This is a genomic window from Nocardioides terrigena (genome assembly GCF_003047265.1).
GTDB classification, from domain to species: Bacteria; Actinomycetota; Actinomycetes; order Propionibacteriales; family Nocardioidaceae; genus Nocardioides; species Nocardioides terrigena.
The window spans coordinates 1-17777 of sequence record NZ_PZYY01000001.1; the positions used below are offsets into that span (position 1 = coordinate 1).

15 protein-coding genes and 3 tRNA genes are annotated in these 17777 nt (G+C 71.7%); 10 read left to right on the plus strand and 8 right to left on the minus strand.

All coding sequences use genetic code 11. The features are described 5' to 3' along the window. Positions 1-203: 203 nt before the first annotated feature. The 5 genes from DAE25_RS00005 to DAE25_RS00025 all read right to left on the minus strand — a co-directional run bounded on the left by DAE25_RS00005 (position 204) and on the right by DAE25_RS00025 (position 4513). Positions 204-482: a DUF7218 family protein gene (locus DAE25_RS00005; protein WP_107764247.1), complete on the minus strand. Its 279-nt coding sequence runs from the start codon at positions 480-482 to the stop codon at positions 204-206. Positions 483-613: 131 nt separating this feature from the next. Then, entirely contained in the window at positions 614-1765 is a 1152-nt protein-coding gene (locus DAE25_RS00010; RefSeq protein ID WP_107764248.1) for a hypothetical protein, read from the minus strand. After that, on the minus strand, positions 1762-2490 hold the full coding sequence (locus DAE25_RS00015; protein ID WP_107764249.1) for an AAA family ATPase: 729 nt from the start codon (positions 2488-2490) through the stop codon (positions 1762-1764). The genes DAE25_RS00010 and DAE25_RS00015 overlap by 4 nt, the downstream gene beginning before the upstream one ends. Before the next feature lie 56 nt (positions 2491-2546). Continuing rightward, entirely contained in the window at positions 2547-4283 is a 1737-nt protein-coding gene (locus DAE25_RS00020; RefSeq protein WP_107764250.1) for a GAF domain-containing SpoIIE family protein phosphatase, read from the minus strand. A gap of 157 nt (positions 4284-4440) precedes the next feature. Further along, positions 4441-4513 (minus strand) — tRNA-Arg (locus DAE25_RS00025). A 211-nt stretch (positions 4514-4724) separates the two neighbouring features. Here DAE25_RS00025 and DAE25_RS00030 point away from each other — a divergent pair. The 6 genes from DAE25_RS00030 (at position 4725) to DAE25_RS00055 (ending at position 13824) form a co-directional block, all read left to right on the plus strand. Next, positions 4725-6566 carry a phosphoenolpyruvate carboxykinase (GTP) gene (locus DAE25_RS00030; RefSeq protein WP_107764872.1) on the plus strand — a complete coding sequence of 614 codons (1842 nt, stop codon included), beginning with the start codon at positions 4725-4727 and terminating at the stop codon, positions 6564-6566. Between the two features lie 100 nt (positions 6567-6666). Beyond that, positions 6667-8907 (plus strand): putative bifunctional diguanylate cyclase/phosphodiesterase, encoded by a 2241-nt coding sequence (locus tag DAE25_RS00035; protein WP_107764251.1) that lies wholly within the window; start codon positions 6667-6669, stop codon positions 8905-8907. Between the two features lie 45 nt (positions 8908-8952). After that, the gene (locus tag DAE25_RS00040) at positions 8953-10380 is read left to right on the plus strand and encodes a glycosyltransferase (protein WP_107764252.1); all 1428 of its coding nucleotides are present in this window, start codon (positions 8953-8955) and stop codon (positions 10378-10380) included. 22 nt (positions 10381-10402) lie between these two features. Then, entirely contained in the window at positions 10403-10633 is a 231-nt protein-coding gene (locus DAE25_RS00045) for a hypothetical protein (RefSeq protein WP_199907375.1), read from the plus strand. A gap of 220 nt (positions 10634-10853) precedes the next feature. Continuing rightward, positions 10854-12689, plus strand: coding sequence for a phosphoenolpyruvate carboxykinase (GTP) (locus tag DAE25_RS00050; RefSeq protein ID WP_107764253.1), 1836 nt, complete (start codon positions 10854-10856; stop codon positions 12687-12689). 121 nt (positions 12690-12810) lie between these two features. Further along, positions 12811-13824: a TrmB family transcriptional regulator gene (locus DAE25_RS00055; RefSeq protein ID WP_107764254.1), complete on the plus strand. Its 1014-nt coding sequence runs from the start codon at positions 12811-12813 to the stop codon at positions 13822-13824. A gap of 34 nt (positions 13825-13858) precedes the next feature. On the opposite strand, the gene DAE25_RS24070 is transcribed toward DAE25_RS00055, so the two are convergent. The 3 genes from DAE25_RS24070 to DAE25_RS00065 form a co-directional block, all read right to left on the minus strand. Continuing rightward, positions 13859-13993, minus strand: coding sequence for a hypothetical protein (locus DAE25_RS24070; protein ID WP_267895238.1), 135 nt, complete (start codon positions 13991-13993; stop codon positions 13859-13861). A 186-nt stretch (positions 13994-14179) separates the two neighbouring features. Further along, positions 14180-14273, minus strand: a tRNA-Ser gene (locus tag DAE25_RS00060). Positions 14274-14341: 68 nt separating this feature from the next. Then, complete coding sequence (locus DAE25_RS00065; RefSeq protein WP_234410750.1) at positions 14342-14791, minus strand: hypothetical protein; 450 nt, start codon at positions 14789-14791, stop codon at positions 14342-14344. Between the two features lie 103 nt (positions 14792-14894). On the opposite strand from DAE25_RS00065, the gene DAE25_RS00070 reads away from it, so the two are divergent. The 4 genes from DAE25_RS00070 (at position 14895) to DAE25_RS00085 (ending at position 17773) form a co-directional block, all read left to right on the plus strand. Continuing rightward, positions 14895-15266 (plus strand): hypothetical protein, encoded by a 372-nt coding sequence (locus DAE25_RS00070; RefSeq protein WP_056888150.1) that lies wholly within the window; start codon positions 14895-14897, stop codon positions 15264-15266. Between the two features lie 56 nt (positions 15267-15322). Next, positions 15323-15410: transfer RNA gene (locus DAE25_RS00075), tRNA-Ser, on the plus strand. Positions 15411-15502: 92 nt separating this feature from the next. Continuing rightward, positions 15503-16372 carry an AAA family ATPase gene (locus tag DAE25_RS00080; protein ID WP_107764256.1) on the plus strand — a complete coding sequence of 290 codons (870 nt, stop codon included), beginning with the start codon at positions 15503-15505 and terminating at the stop codon, positions 16370-16372. An 18-nt stretch (positions 16373-16390) separates the two neighbouring features. Next, a complete protein-coding gene (locus DAE25_RS00085; protein ID WP_107764257.1) occupies positions 16391-17773 on the plus strand; it encodes a vWA domain-containing protein in 1383 nt (460 codons plus the stop codon). The last annotated feature ends 4 nt before the right edge of the window (positions 17774-17777 follow it).

Sequence of the window (17777 nt, forward strand, 5' to 3'; positions counted from 1 at the left end):
GCAACGGCCGACCCCGCGGCCGTAGACGCCCACCACCGAAGTGTCCAGACTGACCTGAGACATCAACTCTGTCCGGACAAACCCGAGACATGACACGCCCCTCGTGCTGTCACCCGCCGCCAGTTGAGGGGGCCGGGCTGCTCGAGCTGTCGGCCGCCGCCAGCTGTGGGAGCCGCCCCGGCAGCGACCCAGCAAGTGGCCGGTCAGTGGCCGCGCAGGGCGTCGATGAGCTCGGCCTTGCTCATCGACGAGCGACCCTCGATGTCGAGCTCGGCGGCGCGCTTGCGGAGCTCGTCGACCGTGCGGTCCTCGTAGTCCGTCGCCTCGCCGCCACGCTCGCCGACCGCGGACCGACCCCGGGCCGCCGCCGCGTTGGCGATCCGGGCCGCCTTCTCCTTGCTCGCGCCGTCGTCACGCAGCGCTTCGTAGACCTCCGGGTCCTTGACGCTCGGCCCCGGGTCCTGCTTCTTCTTCTCGGCCATGACTCCTCCTCGTTCCTCACCCCGACCCTGACGCGCGGGCGCCCACGAGACCACCCCTCCAGGGGTGTCCGGCCGGGTCGTCGCGAAGCTGGGTGTGGGTTCGGTGCCACCTGGCGACACCGATCCCACACTCAGCGGTCGGAGGCCCAGACCCGACCGGTGGCACCGTCGTCGGAGAGCAGCAGGACCTGGTCCTCGTGTGCGGCCACGACCAGCACGTGCTCGCCCGCCGTCTCCGGTGGCGTGGCGGGGGTGGTGACCTCCGACCACTCCTCGCCGTCCTCGCTGCGCCAGAGGGCGTACGACGCCCCGTCGCTGGTGGTCGCCCACAGTCCCCGGTCGCTGGTGGCGAGGGACGCGACGAAGGGGCTGGCCCGGGCACTCTCGGGGAGGGCGCCGAACACCGAGGCCATCTCCCACGCGCCGTCCTCGCGCAGCCACGAGCCGAACCGACCGCCGCGCAGCCCCAGCGCCACCAGGGCCGAGTCGGTGACGGCCACGCGCTGGAGGTCGTCGAACTCCTCGCTGCCCTCGACACTGTGGCGCTCCCAGCTGCGCGCGTCGGGCGAGGTCCAGGCGAGGGGCTCGCGGTCGAGGGTGCCGGTGGCGTTGCCGCCACCGACGACGACCCACTCCTCGCCGTCCCAGGCGGCGTCCTGCGCCAGGGAGTGGAAGTCCTCCTCGTCGGCGAGACCCGGCACGTCCTCCTCGATCGTGAAGTCGCGTCCGTCCGTGGAGTGCCACACCGCCGGTCCACTCACCCGGTTGCCCGTGATCAGCCAGCCCGGTGCCGCCCCAGTGACGGGCCCGACGTTGGTGGCCGTGTCGCCGTTGAACAGGTTGAAGGGGGCGAGTCGGTCGTCGAGCCCGTCGCCGTCCTGGAAGAACGAGGTGACCCGGGGGTTGCCGTGCGCGCCGCCGGAGCGCGCCCCCACCGCCACCACCCGTCCGTCGGAGCAGCCGACCCCCGAGAGGACGGCCCGACGACCCCAGTAGGTCTGGGCGCTGACCGGCACCGCCTCCCACGTGGTGCCGTCGGTCGAGCGCCACGCCGCGGGCCGGGAGTCGCGGTCCTCGGTGGGCGGCGAGAGCAGCACGCCGCCGACGGCCCACCAGCCCTCGCCGCAGTGGACCGCGTCGCGCACCGCGATCCGCCCGGGCGGCCCGTCGGGCAGGGGGACCTCCCCCGCGGTCCACTCCGGCTCGTCGGAGCAGGACACCAGCAGGCCGGACGCGAGCGCGGCCGCCAGGGCCGTCGCGGCGAGCGTCCGGCGCGTCCTCACAGCACGTGCCTCAGGTAGCGCATCGGCTCGTCGAGGTAGGAGCGCCAGTGCGCCACCGCCTCGAGGTCGCCGTACGTCGTCGGGCGCAGCCCCCACGGTCCGACCTCGACGAGGTGCGCACCCGGGATCGCGGCGAGCAGCGGGGAGTGGGTCGCGCAGAGGACCTGGCCGCCGGCCTGCCCGATCTCGTGCAGCGTGCTCACCAGCGCCACCTGCGCGGAGAACGACAGCCCCGACTCGGGCTCGTCGAGGCAGTAGAAACCGGGTGAGGTGAAGCGGGTCCGGAGCACGGCGAGGAAGGACTCGCCGTGGCTGAGGGCGTGGAAGTCGGGCTCGTCCCCGGTCCCGGGGTTGTCGGCGAGGTAGCTGTAGAACCCGTGCATCGTCTCCGCGCGGAGGAAGAAGCCCCACCGCCGCACACCGACCGACCGCTCGAGCCGCAGCCACTCGTGGAGGTCCGACTCCGTGCGCCGCGTCGAGTGCCGCGCGCCGATCGAGCCGCCCTCCGGCGAGAGCCCGTAGGCCATGGCGATGGCCTCGACCAGGGTGGACTTGCCGCTGCCGTTCTCGCCGATCAGCACGGTCACGCCCGTCGGGAGGTCGAGCCCGTCGCGCAGCAGGTGGTCCACCGCCGGGACCGTCCGCGGCCAGCCGGCGTGGTCGGGGACGTCCGGCCCCGCGGACACGCGGCGTACGGGCCTGCGGTCCCACCTCGCGTCCGTCACACAGCGAGCCTAGGACGACGCACCGACACCTCACGGTCGTGCGGCGACGGAGGGGTTCAGACGAGGCGTACGGCGAGCAGCGCGACGTCGTCCTTGAGCTGCCCGACGAGCATGTCGTCGAGGATGCCGTCCACGAGCCCGGCCGCCGGCAGGCTCCGGCGGGCGCTCGCGGACCGGGCCAGCCGGTCGAGGCCGTCGTCGATGTCCTCGCCGCGCCGCTCGACCAGCCCGTCGGTGAAGAACAGCAGCGTTGACCCGGACGCCATCTCCGCCTCGCCCTCGGGTCGCGTGACGTCCGGTGCGAGCCCGACGAGCGGCGAGATGTCCGTCTCGAGCCAGCGGACCCCGCCGGCGGGGTCGATGAGCAGCGGTGGCGGATGCCCGGCGTTGGTCCAGCGGACCTGACCGCCCTCGATGCGTGCCACCACGAGGGTGGCGAGCGCGTCGATGCCGAGGGGCTCCAGCGACCGGTCCAGCTGCTCGACGGTGGCGGAGGGCGAGCCGTCGCCGGAGTGCAGGTGGGCGCGCAGGGCGGTCCGGAGCTGGCCCATGTCGGCGGCGGCCTTCATGTCGTGGCCGACGACGTCGCCGATCACCAGTGCCGTGGCCCCGTCGGGCATCACCACGGCGTCGTACCAGTCGCCGCCCACCTGCTCGCGAGCGGCGGCCGGGCGGTAGCGGGCGGCCAGGTCGAGCCCGGCCACGTCGGGCAGCGTGGTCAGGAGGGCGCTCTGCAGGATGCGTGCCGTCTCGATGCGGTCCTGCAGGAGCAGGGCGCGCTGGACGGCCGAGGCGGTGTAGGACGTGAGTGCCGAGATGGTGATCCGGTCGTCGTCGGTGAACGTGCGCTCCGTGGGCCACAGCAGGGCCAGGACCCCGAAGACCTGGCCCTCGACCCCCAGCGGCTCGAAGGCACGGGCGACGCCGGTCTCCCGCGACGTGCCGACGGCCGGGTAGGCGGCGTTCTGCGCGTCCGGTCCCTCGAAGAACATGGCGCGGCGTCCGTAGAAGACGTCCCCCAGCGGCGTGCTCGAGTCGGCGGGCACGTCGCTGAACTGACGTGCGCGGGCCCACTCGTGGCGGCTCGCGACCAGCAGCATCCGGTCCCGACCCCTGGCTGCCCTCTCACCGATGTGGCCGAACGCGTCCAGGGTCGCCGCCACGGAGTGCAGCCACAGGACCGCGTGGTGGCAGCCGAGGTGCTCGCGGGCCACGTCCTCCAGGGCGGTCGCCACGTCCGTCACCGTGCGGGTGGCGGTGAGCGCCTGGCTGAGCTCCAGCAGCACGTTGGCCCGCCACACGAGGTGGGTGGCGTAGTCGATGCCCTCGTCGGCGGTCCGGCGCAGCTCGCGCTGCGCGATCTCGGCCGAGCACGAGGCGGCGAGGTCCTCCAGCATCGCGAGCTCGTGGGCGGACCACGCCCGAGGCTCGGAGTCGATGGCGGCCAGCGAACCGATCACCCGCTGGTGCTGGTCGCGGATCGGCCAGCCGGCGTAGGCGATGACGTCGAGGTCGTCGATGGCGCAGTTGTCCCGCAGTCGCGGGTCGAGGCGGGCGTCGGTGAGCACGAGCGGCTGCTCGTCGGCCACGACGTACTGGCAGAAGGAGTGCGAGAGCGGCGTCTGGCGGGCCCGTTGGTACGACGGGGGCAGGCCCTCGGCGCCGGGGAAGACCTGGCGGTCCTCCTCGACGATCGACACCAGGGCCACCGGCACCCCGAGCGAGTGCCGCACGAGCCGGGCGTAGCGGTCGAAGGACGCGTCGGCAATGAGCTCGTCGTCCTGCACGTCCACCGGTCCGTTCCCCCCGTCGGCGGTCCACGCCGCCGACGCGAGGATAGGTCAGGGAGCCGCACGACGTGGGTGCTTCTCCACAGGCTTCACCCGAACGAGTGACGCGGGACTGTCGAGCAACGAAAACGGCCCCGGCTCGAGGAGCCGGGGCCATCTGCGCGCCTGTAGGGATTCGAACCCCAAACCTTCTGATCCGTAGTCAGATGCTCTATCCGTTGAGCTACAGGCGCATGCCGTGCTGCGAACAGCGCGACCGGACGAGAATAGCGGACCCCCGCCGCCACCCGAAATCCCACCCCCCGGGGTCGACGTGACGTGGATCCCAGAACCCGTCGAGAAGTGGAGCGTTCCAATCGGCGGAGCCTCGTTATGGTGGCGGCACGTCGCGCGATCGGGGCGGTCGAGACGCCCCCGATCCACCTCACGAGAGGCACAGGTCAGATGGCAGATGTCGAGGCAGCACTGGACGCCGCGGGGCTCAAGAACCCCAGGGTCCGCGAGTTCGTGGCGGAGTACGCCGAGCTCACCGGAGCCGAGCGGATCGAGGTCGTCGGAGCGGCCGACGACGCCCGCCTGATCCAGGAGGCCCTCGACGCAGGGGAGCTCCACCCCGCGGGGGAGGGGCTCTACTACTCGCGCAGCTACTACAAGGACACCGCACGCTCGGAGGAGCGCACGATCGTCGCGACCAACGACGAGAAGGACAAGGGCGTCTACAACAACTGGCGCCCGGCCTCGGAGATGAAGCCGCTGCTGCACGACAGTATGCGCGGCGCCAGCGTCGGCAAGACCATGTACGTCATCCCCTACCTGATGTCGCCCCCCGGCAACGCCCTTGCGCCCTGGGCGGCCGGGGTCCAGCTGACCGACACCCGCACCGTCGTGCTGCACATGATCCGGATGTCGCGGGTGGCCCCGCACTTCCTCGACGAGCTCGACGACCCCGACCACTTCGTGCGCGCCGTCCACGTCACCGGCGACCTGGAGAACCTCGGCCAGGGCACCGAGCGCGACCAGCGCTACTTCGTCACGGTGGCCGACGAGCGCACGATCCTGCACTTCGGGTCGTCGTACGGCGGCAACGCGCTGCTGGGCAAGATCGCCCACGGCCTGCGCCAGGGTGCGTACGACGGCTGGGCCAGCAAGAAGTTCCTCGCCGAGCAGTACATGCTCATCGGGATCCATGACAACGAGACTGGCAAGGACTACCACATCTGCGGCGGCTTCCCGAGCGCCTCCGGCAAGACCAACCTGGCGATGATGCTCGCCCCCGACGTGCTCGGCGAGCGGTACCACGTGTCGTTCTACGGCGACGACATCGCGTGGCTGTGGGTCGACGAGGAGTCCGGCCGGCTGATGGGGATGAACCCCGAGTACGGCGTCTTCGGCGTCGCCAAGGACACCAACGAGCGCACCAACCCGACCGCCCTGCACTCCATCGACCCCGGCACCGACGCGATCTTCACCAACGTCGCCTACAACCCGACGACCGGGGAGGTCTGGTGGGAGGGCCGCACGCCGAGCCCGCCGAGCAACGTGCACGGCTGGCTCGACTGGACCGGCTCGCCGCTGGCCGACCGCAAGGACAGCGACTCCTCCCCGTGGGCGCACCCCAACAGCCGGTTCACCACGACGCTGGCCAACGTGCCCAACATCGCCGAGGACTTCGACGCCGCCGCCGGGGTGCCGATCGACGCGATCATCTTCGGCGGTCGCACCCGTGACCGCGAGCCGCTCATCCGGGCCATCCACGACCTCGCCGAGGGGGTCTACGACGGCCTGACCCTGGGTGCCGAGGCCACGGCCGCGGCGGAGGGCAAGGAGGGCGTGCTGCGCTACGACCCGATGTCCAACCGCCCGTTCATGGCGTACGGCGAGGGCGACTACGCCCAGCACTACCTCGACGTCGTCGGCGCGGCCACCGACCAGCCGATCTTCGCGCACGTCAACTGGTTCCAGCGGGACCCGCAGGACGGCCACTTCCTGTGGCCCGGTTACCGCGACAACCTGCGCCCGCTGCTGTGGCTGCTCCAGCTCCGCAACGGCGAGGTCACCGGGCGCCAGACCCCGGTCGGCATCGTGCCGACCGAGGAGGAGCTCAACCTCGAGGGCGTCGACATCAGCCCGAAGGACCTCGAGACCATCCTGACGATCGACAACGCGCGCTGGCAGCAGGAGATGGCCAACCGCGCCGAGCACCTCGAGCAGTTCGACCGGATGCCCGAGGCGATCTGGGAGGCCCACCGCCGCGTGGCCAAGGCGCTGGAGGCCGACGGCGCCTGAGCGTCGTACGACGCGAGCACGCTCCACCACGACGGCCCCGGTCCACGACCGGGGCCGTTGCCACGTCCGGGGGGCCTCCAGCGGCTACGCTCGAGGCACCATGTCGGGTCTCGGGACAGCACAGGCCGCGGGCGAGCGTCGGTTCGACCGCCGCCGCCCGTCGTTGCGACTCATGCGTCCCTTCGGGATCATCTGCGGGCTCGGCCTGGTCACCGTGCTGTTCCCGCCGTACGACGTGTCGTGGGTCGTGCTGGCCCTCGCGACCCTCACCTACTTCGTCATCATGGGCCTGCTCATCGAGAGCACCCGCCGGCCGGAGCGGTCCTGGGTCGACCCGGCGGCGGCCTACCTCACCTTCCTCTTCGTGGCCCTCGTCCGCGATGCGGGGGGCGGCTCGCCGTCGGGGCTTGCCGTGCTGCTCTTCGTCCCCATCCTGTGGCTGGCGATCACCGGCACGCGGCGTGAGCTGTACGTCGCGAGCGTCCTCGCCGGCCTCACGATCCTCGCCCCGGTGTTCCTCGTCGGGGAGCCGGAGTACCCCGTGGAGGACTGGCGGCGCGCCGTCATCCTCGTCGCCCTCACCGTCGTGCTCGGCCGGGTCGTGCAGCGGATCGTGACGCGGCTGGAGCGCGAGACGCGTGCCGCGCACACGGCGACCGAGCAGAGCGAGCGCCTCTTCCTCGACGCACCCCACGGGGTCGCGGTGCTCGACACCTCCGGGCGGATCCAGTTCGTCAACGCGGCGCTGTGCGGGCTCGTCGGCCTGCCGCCCGACGAGCTCGAGGGCACCTGGCTGATCGAGCTCTCCCCGCCGGGTGACGCCTCGATCGCCAACCACCTGGCCCGCATCCACGAGGACGTGTCGCGCTCCAGCGCCTCCGACTGCGTCGTGCGCGACTACCGAGGCCAGGACATCCACGTGGCGCTGAGCAGCCGGCTGCTGCGGCGCCAGGGGTCCGACGAGCCCGACATCGTGCTGGTCAACGTCGTCGACGTGTCCGAGCGCCGGCGCTACCAGGACCGTCTCGCCCACCTCGTCGACCACGACGTGCTGACCGGCCTGGCCAACCGGCGCCGGTTCGACACCGAGCTCCAGCGCCACCTCGAGCGGTGCCGTCGCTACGGCCAGAGCGGCGCGGTCCTGCTCCTCGACCTCGACAACTTCAAGCAGGTCAACGACAGCCTGGGCCACAACGCCGGCGACCAGCTGCTCGTCACCATCGGTGGCATCCTGCGCCGGTCGGTGCGCGACACCGACGTCGTCGCCCGCCTCGGCGGCGACGAGTTCGCCCTGCTGCTGACCGACGGCGACCAGGCCGGCGCCGAGCGGGTCGGGCGCGACGTGGTGGACCGGGTCCGCGAGCTCGCCGCCACCCTCGACGGCGTACGCCGCCGCGTCACCGCCAGCGTCGGTGCGGTGACCTTCCAGGCTGCCAGCGAGCACGCGACCGACATCCTGGCGCTCGCCGACATGACGATGTACGACGCCAAGGAGGCGGGCCGCAACCAGGTCGCCGTCCTCCCGGAGGGCGACATGCGCCCACCCAAGTTCTCGGCGCGCCTGCAGTGGCAGAGCCGGATCGAGGAGGCCCTCGAGAAGGACCGCTTCGAGCTCCACCTCCAGCCGATCATGAGCCTCGCGCACGACCGCATCACCTCGGCCGAGGTGCTGCTGCGCCTGCGCGACGAGGACGAGCTGGTGCCGCCGTCCCGCTTCGTCTACATCGCCGAGCGGACCGGGCTGATGCCGGAGGTCGACGCCTGGGTCGTCGAGCACAGCCTGGCGATCCTGGCCCGGCTGCGCGAGATCGACCCGACCTTCGAGCTCGAGGTCAACCTGTCGGGCCACTCCATCGGCCACCCCGACATCGAGAGCACCATCCGCGACTCGCTCGCGCGGCACGCGGTGGACCCGTCGGCGCTCATCCTGGAGATCACCGAGACGGCCGCGGTGGCCGACGTCGCCCTGGCCCGGGAGTTCGCCGAGCGGATGACCGAGCTGGGCTGTGCCTTCGCGCTCGACGACTTCGGCGCCGGGTTCGGGTCGTTCTACTACCTCAAGCACCTGATCTTCGACTACGTGAAGATCGACGGCGAGTTCGTCGCGCACGTGCACGAGTCCCAGGTCGACCGCACCATCATGCGCTCGATCGTCGGCATCGCCCGCGACCTGGGCAAGCGGACCGTCGCCGAGTTCGTCTCCTCGCCGGAGATCCTCGAGGTCGTCCGGGCCGAGGGCGTCGACTTCGCCCAGGGCTTCCTCATCGGCAGGCCGGTCCCCGAGAGCGAGTTCATCGCCTCCTTCATGACCCCCCGGGTGCTGGCGGCGCCCGCGGACTGACGCTCGACAGGGCAGGACACACACGGAAAGGGAGGCTCGGGATCCATGCAGTGGTTGCAGCGCTCGGTGGGGCTGGCGATCATCGGCACCGCCACGCTCGGGGCCGGCGCCCTGTGGGCCGCCGTCGCGGCCGGCGACCCCGAGTCGGGCCAGCCGCCGACCGAGGGACTGCTGTTCGGCATCTGGCAGGTCTTCTACGACACCGAGATGCCCTCGCCGCGGGTGATGCTGGCGGCGGTCGGCGTGGCGCTGCTGCTGGCCGCCGGTGTTGCCACCCTCGAGCGGCGACTGGTCACCAAGGCACGCCGCAGCGAGGACCCCGACCGGATGCCGCTGGCGCCCAGGCTGGTGATGGCCGAGACCCGGGGGGAGTACGCCGGCCCGGTCACCATCACCGTGCTCATCCCGGCCCACAACGAGGAGTCCTGCATCTCCGAGACCCTCGCCTCGCTGTTGTCGCAGTCCGTGCCCCCGCGGCGCGTGGTGGTGGTGGCCGACAACTGCACCGACGCGACCGTGCGGCTGGCCCGCGAGGCCGGCGTCGACGTGCACGAGACGGTCGACAACGTCCACAAGAAGGCCGGCGGCCTCAACCAGGCCCTGCGCGAGGTCCTGCCGGGCCTCGGCGACAACGACTGCGTGATGGTGATGGACGCCGACACGACCCTCGACCCCGGGTTCCTCGAGGGCGCCACCGCGCGGCTCACTCATGACCGGGCGCTGATGGCGGTCGGCGGTCTCTTCTACGGCGAGGACGGCGCGGGGCTGATCGGTCAGTTCCAGCGCAACGAGTACACCCGCTACCAGCGCGACCTGCGCCGCCGCCGTGGCCGCGTCTTCGTGCTCACCGGCACCGCGTCGGTCTTCCGGCCACGGGCGCTGCGGGCCGTGGCCGCCGAGCGGGGCCACAACCTCCCCGGCGTCCCGGGCGACGTCTACGACACGGTCGCCCTGACGGAGGACAACGAGCTGACCATCGCGCTCAAGTCGCTGGGTGCGCTGATGATCTCGCCGGCCGAGTGCACCGTGGTCACCGAGGTGATGCCGGGGTGGCGGGCCCTGTGGAACCAGCGCCTGCGCTGGCAGCGTGGCGCGCTGGAGAACCTCGGCGCCTACGGCCTGCGGCCCCAGACGTTCCGCTACTGGATGCAGCAGCTCGGGATCGGCTACGGCGTGATCGCCCTCGGCGCCTACCTCGCGCTGATCCTGCTCATGGTGCTGGCCACCACGACCTGGGTGTGGTTCCCGTTCTGGATCGGGGTGGGCCTCGTCTTCACCCTCGAGCGGGTGGTGACGGTGTGGCGGGGCGGCTGGAAGGCCCGGCTGCTCGGCCTGTCGCTCTTCCCCGAGCTCTTCTACGCGATGTTCCTCAACCTGGTCTACGTCAAGGGCGTCTGGGACCTCTCGCTGGCGCGGCAGGCGACGTGGAAGCACGTCGTACAGACCGGGTCCGGCGCCCGGATGGAGGGCTGAGGTGGGCGGCCCGGTGAGCGGCATGGCCGACGTCCTGGCGGGGAGCGTGGTCCCGATGGGGCTGCTGCTGCCGGAGAGCATCCTGCGCTACGAGCTCGTCGCCGTCCTGGCGGCGTTCGTCGCCATCAACACGATGATCTACGTGACGCTCGCCGTCGCCAAGATGCTGCCCAAGGTCTACCTCAGCGACCTGGTCGACACCCGCGACCGTCGCAGCGAGACCCGCAGCATCGACCCGGACGCGCCGGTCTAGGGGCCGCCTCCCGCGTCGTACGCCCGACGTGACGTGGCTCTCATCGGTGGATCGATCCAATATGAGGGCGCTGGGGGCGACGCTAGCCTCGCCGCACCCGCACGGGGCCGGGCAATGGGGCCGGGCTTACCACGACACCTCCGTCGATACGCTCGACGGCCGGCGACGCCCACCGCAGCACGGGGGCGTACGCCGCGAATGCGCGAGAGGGATCCACCGCATGACCGCCACCACCGACGCCCGCACCACCACCAGCGGGGCGCCCACCACCCACCAGGGCATTCTCGCCTGGGTCACCGAGGTCGCCGAGCTGACGCAGCCCGACGCGATCCACTGGTGCACCGGCTCCGACGAGGAGTGGGCCGAGCTCACCGCGGCCCTCGAGGCCTCCGGCACGTTCACCCGCCTCAACCCCGAGATCAAGCCCAACTCGTTCTACGCGGCCTCCGACCCCACCGACGTGGCGCGCGTCGAGGACCGGACCTTCATCTGCTCGGTCGACGAGAAGGACTGCGGGCCCACCAACAACTGGATGGACCCGAACGAGATGAAGGACCTCATGCGCGGGCTGTACGCCGGCTGCATGAAGGGCCGCACCATGTACGTCATCCCGTTCGTCATGGGCCACGTCGAGGCCGAGAACCCGATGTTCGGCGTCGAGGTCACCGACTCGGCGTACGTCACCGTCTCCATGCGCGTCATGGCCCGGATGGGCACCGAGATCCTCCGCGCGATGGAGGAGATCGGCGAGGACTGCAAGTGGGTGCCGGCGCTGCACTCGGTCGGCATGCCGCTCGCCGAGGGCCAGGCCGACGTCGCGTGGCCGTGCAACGACACCAAGTACATCGTCCAGTTCCCCGAGGAGCGGACGATCTGGAGCTTCGGCTCCGGCTACGGCGGCAACGCCCTGCTCGGCAAGAAGTGCTACGCCCTGCGCATCGCCAGCGTCATCGCCCGCGACGAGGGCTGGATGGCCGAGCACATGCTCATCCTCAAGCTCACCTCGCCCGCAGGCGTCACCAAGTACGTCGCCGCGGCCTTCCCGAGCGCGTGCGGCAAGACCAACCTCGCCATGCTCAAGCCGACCATCCCCGGGTGGAAGGTCGAGGCCATCGGCGACGACATCGCGTGGATGCGCATTGGCGAGGACGGCCGCCTGTGGGCCGTCAACCCGGAGTACGGCTTCTTCGGCGTCGCCCCGGGCACCAACGAGCACACCAACCCCAACGCGATGGCCACCATCAACAAGGGCAACTCGGTGTTCACCAACGTCGCGCTCACCGAGGACGGCGACGTCTGGTGGGAGGGTCTCGAGAACACCCCCGCCAAGGCCACCTCCTGGAAGGGCGAGCCCTGGACCCCCGAGTCCGAGGAGCTGTCCAGCCACCCCAACAGCCGCTACTGCACGCCGATCAAGCAGTGCGACATGCTCGCCCCCGAGTACGACGACCCGCGCGGCGTGCCGATCGACGCGATCCTCTTCGGTGGTCGCCGCAAGACGACCATCCCGCTCGTGACCGAGGCCCGCGACTGGACCCACGGCACCTTCATGGGCGCGACGCTGTCCTCCGAGACCACCGCGGCTGCGGTGGGCGCGGTCGGCATCGTGCGTCGCGACCCGATGGCCATGCTGCCGTTCATCGGCTACAACGCCGGCGACTACTTCAGCCACTGGATCAACATGGGCAAGGACAACGACGCGTCCAAGATGCCCCGCATCTTCTACGTCAACTGGTTCCGTCGCGACGAGGACGGCGGCTTCCTGTGGCCGGGCTTCGGCGAGAACAGCCGGGTCCTCAAGTGGGTCATCGAGCGCCTCGAGGGTCAGGCGGCCGCAGTGGAGACCCCGATCGGCCACGTGCCGGCGCCCGGCTCGCTCGACGTCGAGGGCCTCGACATGACGCCCGAGGCGATCGAGGCCGCGCTGGCCGTCGACGTCGAGGAGTGGAAGGCCGAGATCCCGCAGATCCAGGAGTGGTTCGAGAAGTTCGGCGACGACCTGCCCGCCGTGCTGTGGACCGAGCTCGACGGGCTCAAGCAGCGCCTCGAAGCCTGAGCGGCGGCCGCACCGCCGGCTGACGGCGATCGCGACGGGCCCGTCCGGAGATTCCTCCGGACGGGCCTGCTGCGTCTCCGGGGTGTGGAAGGATCGCCCGGGATCACAGGGAGGCGGTGGGATGACCAGTTTCGGCCCGGGAGAGCGCACGCTCTTCGAGTCTGCTGCCACCGCGCTGTACGAGGAGATCGCCACCCAGGGCGGCATCCCCAAGGCCGACCCGCGCATCGCCGACCGTGGTCCCGACCGCGAGGCCTTCGACCTCCTCCAGGAGCTCGGCCTGGTCACCGCCGACGAGCTGGACGCGACGTGGGTGGCGGTGGACCCCGCGACCGTCCAGTCGCGGGTCGTCGCCCCGCTGGGCCAGCAGGGTGCCGAGCTCATCACCGAGTCGGGCCAGTGGGCCCAGGCGTTCGGCAACCTCTCGCAGACCTGGCGCCGGTCCCCGGGCTCGGTCAAGGGCCCCTTCATCGAGCTGCGCGGCGAGGCCATCGCGCCGTACATCACTTCTGCCGTGGCCGACGCGGCGCAGGAGCTGCTGACGGCCCAGCCCCAGACGGGCCGGGCGATGGAGCAGCTGCCGCAGGCGTTCGAGCGTGAGGTGGGCGCCCTGCGCCGCGGCGTCAGGATGCGCACGCTCTACCAGCACGCGGCCCGCCGCAGCTCGGCCACGCACAAGTACGTCGCCGCGGTGACGGCCGAGGGCGCCCAGGTGCGCACGCTCGACGAGTTCTTCGACCGGCTGATCGTGGTCGACCGTCGCCTGGCGATCGTCCCGGGCACCGAGGAGCGGACGGCACTGGCCGTCCGGGAGCCGTCGCTGGTGCACTACCTCGCCGACCTCTTCGAGCGGTCGTGGGAGCGGGCCCGCCCGTTCACCAACCGCGAGACGCCGCTGATGCGCGACATCGCCGCCGAGCAGCGGGCGATGACGATCAGGATGCTGGTGGGCGGTCACGCCGATCCGGTGGGCGCCAAGCGCCTCGGGGTCAGCCCGCGCACCTACGCGGCGTACGTCTCGGACCTCAAGCACGAGTTCCAGGTGGACACGCGGTTCCAGCTCGGCTACGAGATGGGCCGGCGGGGCATCACCGGCAACGATGCGGAGCCGCACGTCGAAGCGGACCGCGACTGAGTCGCGGCCCGCTTCGAGGGGGGAACGGTGTGGCTCAGCGAGAGCTGATCACGCTGCCGCTCGGCCAGGTGGTGTCCTTGAAGGCCTGGGCGGGGGCGCTCGTGACGCCCACGGCGCCTGCGGTCAGGGCTGCGGCCAGAAGTGCGGCGGCGATGCGACGTGCAGTCATGCTCATTCACCCTCTTGTCTCTGGGTCCGGGGGGACCACGAGCACCCATTGTCGTCGATCGGCACCCGTGCGTCACCATGGTCGGGGCTGCAAGTGTGTGCATTGCACACACGTGCAATCGGGCCTCCACCGTGGCACAGGTGGCGGCCCAAATGCACTCTGGCCCCCGTGCAGGAGGCCAGAGGATGGCGGAGGCGGAGGGATTTGAACCCTCGATGGGGTTGTAGCCCCAAACCCGCTTAGCAGGCGGGCGCCATAGACCGGACTAGGCGACGCCTCCACGCTCGCCGAGGACGAGCCCGCACAGGCTACAAGGCCCCCGCGGGATCTGCCGAATCAGGTGCCGCCTCAGAGCGGACGCAGCCCCTGGCCGTCGGTCAGGTGCCGCTGGAGGTCGCGGACGAACGCCTCGCGGTCGCCCGCCAGCACGTCGACCGGGATCGTCGTGGTGCCGCCGTTGCGCAGCCGCAGGACCACGCACGGCGAGCCCGCGCGGGTCGTCGTGACGGCGTCCTCGACGTCCTTCCACCGGGCGGCGGGGACACCCACCCCGCGGACCCACTGCACCCGGTAGCCCTCGTCGCCGAGGCGCACCACCCAGCCGCGCCGGCCGATGGCGAGGGTCGCTGCGACGAGCAGGGCGATCGCCAGCACGGCCGGCACGAGCAGCACGGCGGTGTGCAGGTCGAGGAACGCGACCGCGGCGGTGGCGACGAACACCATGACCGCGATCAGGACGAGCACGACGCCCATCACGCGGGCGGTGACGGCGGGGGCGAGTCGATAGTCGGACGGCACAGGAGGATTGCACCCCATCCGGGAGTCGGATCGCCAGTTGGCCCTTGTAACGTGCCTCTGCGCGGGTCCACACTCGGGGGACCCGGACGGCTGGGGAGGTGCCATGTCGAGTGCGGCCACGGCCATGAGCGCCCTGCACCGCGCCCTCGACGCGCCCCCGGAGCCGGGCATCGCCCTGGGCAACTGGCGCTGGACGATCCGGCAGCGTCTCGCCGACGTCCGCGAGGTGCTGATCCGCGAGTCGGAGCACCCCGACGACGCCTGGCTCGCCGCCCGCGGCACCGCCGCGCTGCGCGAGCGGACCGCGCTGATCGCCCGGATGGGCGAGCTCGGCCCCCAGGTGCTGGAGAGCCCCGACGTGGCCGAGGTGCGGCAGGCGCTGCTGCGGCTGCTGGCCGACATCGACCGCCACTTCCAGAAGCTCCGGGACCTCGCGTACGACGACGTGGAGATGGAGTTCGGCGGCTCCGAGTAGCGCGCGCCGACCGGCCTCCTAGAATGCTGCCCGTGCCCACCTCCGGGTGGTCACGAGGAGGGGTGCCGGAGCGGCCGATCGGAACCGCCTTGAAAGCGGTCGTAGGGAGACCTACCGCGGGTTCGAATCCCGCCCCCTCTGCCAAGCGGTCGCGAACGCAGCGAGCGCCCGCGGGCTGAGGGGGCGTAGGCCGGGCGTGGCGGCTGCCAACCAAGCGGGGCCCGTAGGCTCGCGCCGTGACCTCCTGGTTCGCGAACCCCGACGACGCCTCCGCCCGCCTGCACGCCACCGGCTACCTCGCCGACGCGGCGACCGCCACCACGGCGTACCTCGCGGGTGCGCTGGAGAAGCCCCTGCTGGTCGAGGGCCCGGCCGGCGTGGGCAAGACCGAGCTGGCCAAGGCGGTGGCGCGGGCGAGCGGCGCCGAGCTGGTGCGGCTGCAGTGCTACGAGGGGCTCGACGAGGCCCGCGCGCTCTACGAGTGGAACTACAAGAAGCAGCTGCTGCGCATCCAGGCGAGCGGTGACGAGGGGTGGGACGAGACCCACGACGACATCTTCACCGACGAGTTCCTGCTGACCCGCCCGCTGCTGACCGCCATCCGTCGCGACGAGCCGACGGTGCTGCTCATCGACGAGGTCGACAAGACCGACGTCGAGGTCGAGGGTTTGCTGCTGGAGGTGCTGTCGGACTTCCAGGTCACCATCCCCGAGCTTGGCACCGTGACCGCCACGCGCCGGCCGTTCGTCGTCCTGACCTCCAACGCGACGCGGGAGCTCTCCGAGGCCGTCAAGCGGCGTTGCCTGTTCCTCCACCTCGACTACCCCGACTCCGAGCGCGAGCGCGAGATCGTCACCTCCCAGGTCCCCGGCCTGTCCGACAAGGTGGCCACCCAGCTCGTCGAGGTGGTGGCCCGGCTGCGCGAGCTCGAGCTCAAGAAGGCGCCGTCCATCGCCGAGTCCGTCGACTGGGCCCGCACTCTCATCGCGCTGGAGATCGGCGACCTCGACGAGGAGGCCGTACGCCGCACGCTCGGCGTGGTGCTCAAGCACTCCTCCGACCACGAGCGCGCCGTCAAGGAGCTCCGCCTCGCCGCCACCCGGTGACGGGACCGTGAACCCGCCATGACCCTCCTCGACACCCACATCGGCCTCCTCGAGGCCCTGCGCTCGGCGGGCCTGTCGGTGTCGCTGGCCGAGGGCCTGGACGCCATCGCCGCCCTGGAGCGCATCGGCTGGCACGAACGCGAGGTGGTGCGCACGGCGTACGCCGCGACCGTGGTCAAGAAGCAGTCGCAGCGGGTCACGTTCGACGCGATCTTCGACCTCTACTACCCGCGGCTGGTCGGCGAGGGAGTCGCCGGCGATCCCGATGGGTCGGCGTCGGCGGAGGAGCAGGCGGGCGGGGTGCGGGACAACGCGGCGGCGTTGCGAAGCTTTCGCGAGGAGCTGGCCGCCGCGCTCGAGACCGGGGACGACCAGCGCGTCCAGGACCTGGCGGTCGAGGCGATGGCGCGCTTCGGCGCGATGCCCGGCCGGGGGCCCGGGCTGTCGAGCTGGTCGGCGTACACCGCCCTGCAGCGGGTGACGCCCCAGGAGCTGGTCGAGCAGCTCGTCGCGGGACTGCTGCGCGACGGCGCCGACCCCGCGGACGCCGAGCGGGTCGCGGGGAACCGCGTGGGCGCGTTCACCCGGCTGGTCGAGGCGGACGCCCGTCGTCGCCTGGCCGAGGAGAAGGGTCCCGAGCACGTGGCCGACGTGGTAGTGCGCCCGACCATCGACCGGCTCGACTTCACCTCGGCCCGCCGCTCGGACCTGGAGGAGATGCGCCGCGAGATCTACCCGCTGGCCCGGCGGCTCGCCGTACGCCTGACCAAGGAGCAGCACGCCCGGCGCCGGGGGGCGCTCGACTTCCGGCGCACCGTGCGTGCGTCGCTGGCCACGGGCGGCGTGCCGATGGAGACGCACCACCGCCCGAAGCGCCCGCACCGCACCGAGCTGGTCGTCCTGTGCGACGTCAGCGGGTCGGTGGCCAACTTCGCGCAGTTCACGCTGCTGCTCGTCTACGCGCTGCGCGAGCAGTTCCACAAGGTGCGCGCCTTCACCTTCGTCGACCAGGTCCACGAGGTCAGCCACCACTTCACGCCGGGCGGGGACGTGGTCGAGGTGATGGAGAACCTCGCCGCCAGCACCGCGCACGCCGCGCGGTGGGGGCGCACCAACTACGGGCGTGCGTTCACGACGTTCGCCGACGAGCACGCGGACGCCCTCGGGCCGAGGTCCTCCCTGCTGGTCCTCGGTGACGCGCGGTCCAACTACAGCGATCTGGCGCTGGAGACGTTGCGGGACCTGGCCGGGTCCGCGCGCCACGCGTGGTGGCTCAACCCCGAGCACGCCCGCCACTGGGGCACGGGCGACAGTGCCGCCCGTGCCTACGGCGAGATCGTGCCGATGGTGGAGTGCCGCAACCTCACCCAGTTGGGCGAGTTCGTCCACGACATCCTCTGACCCG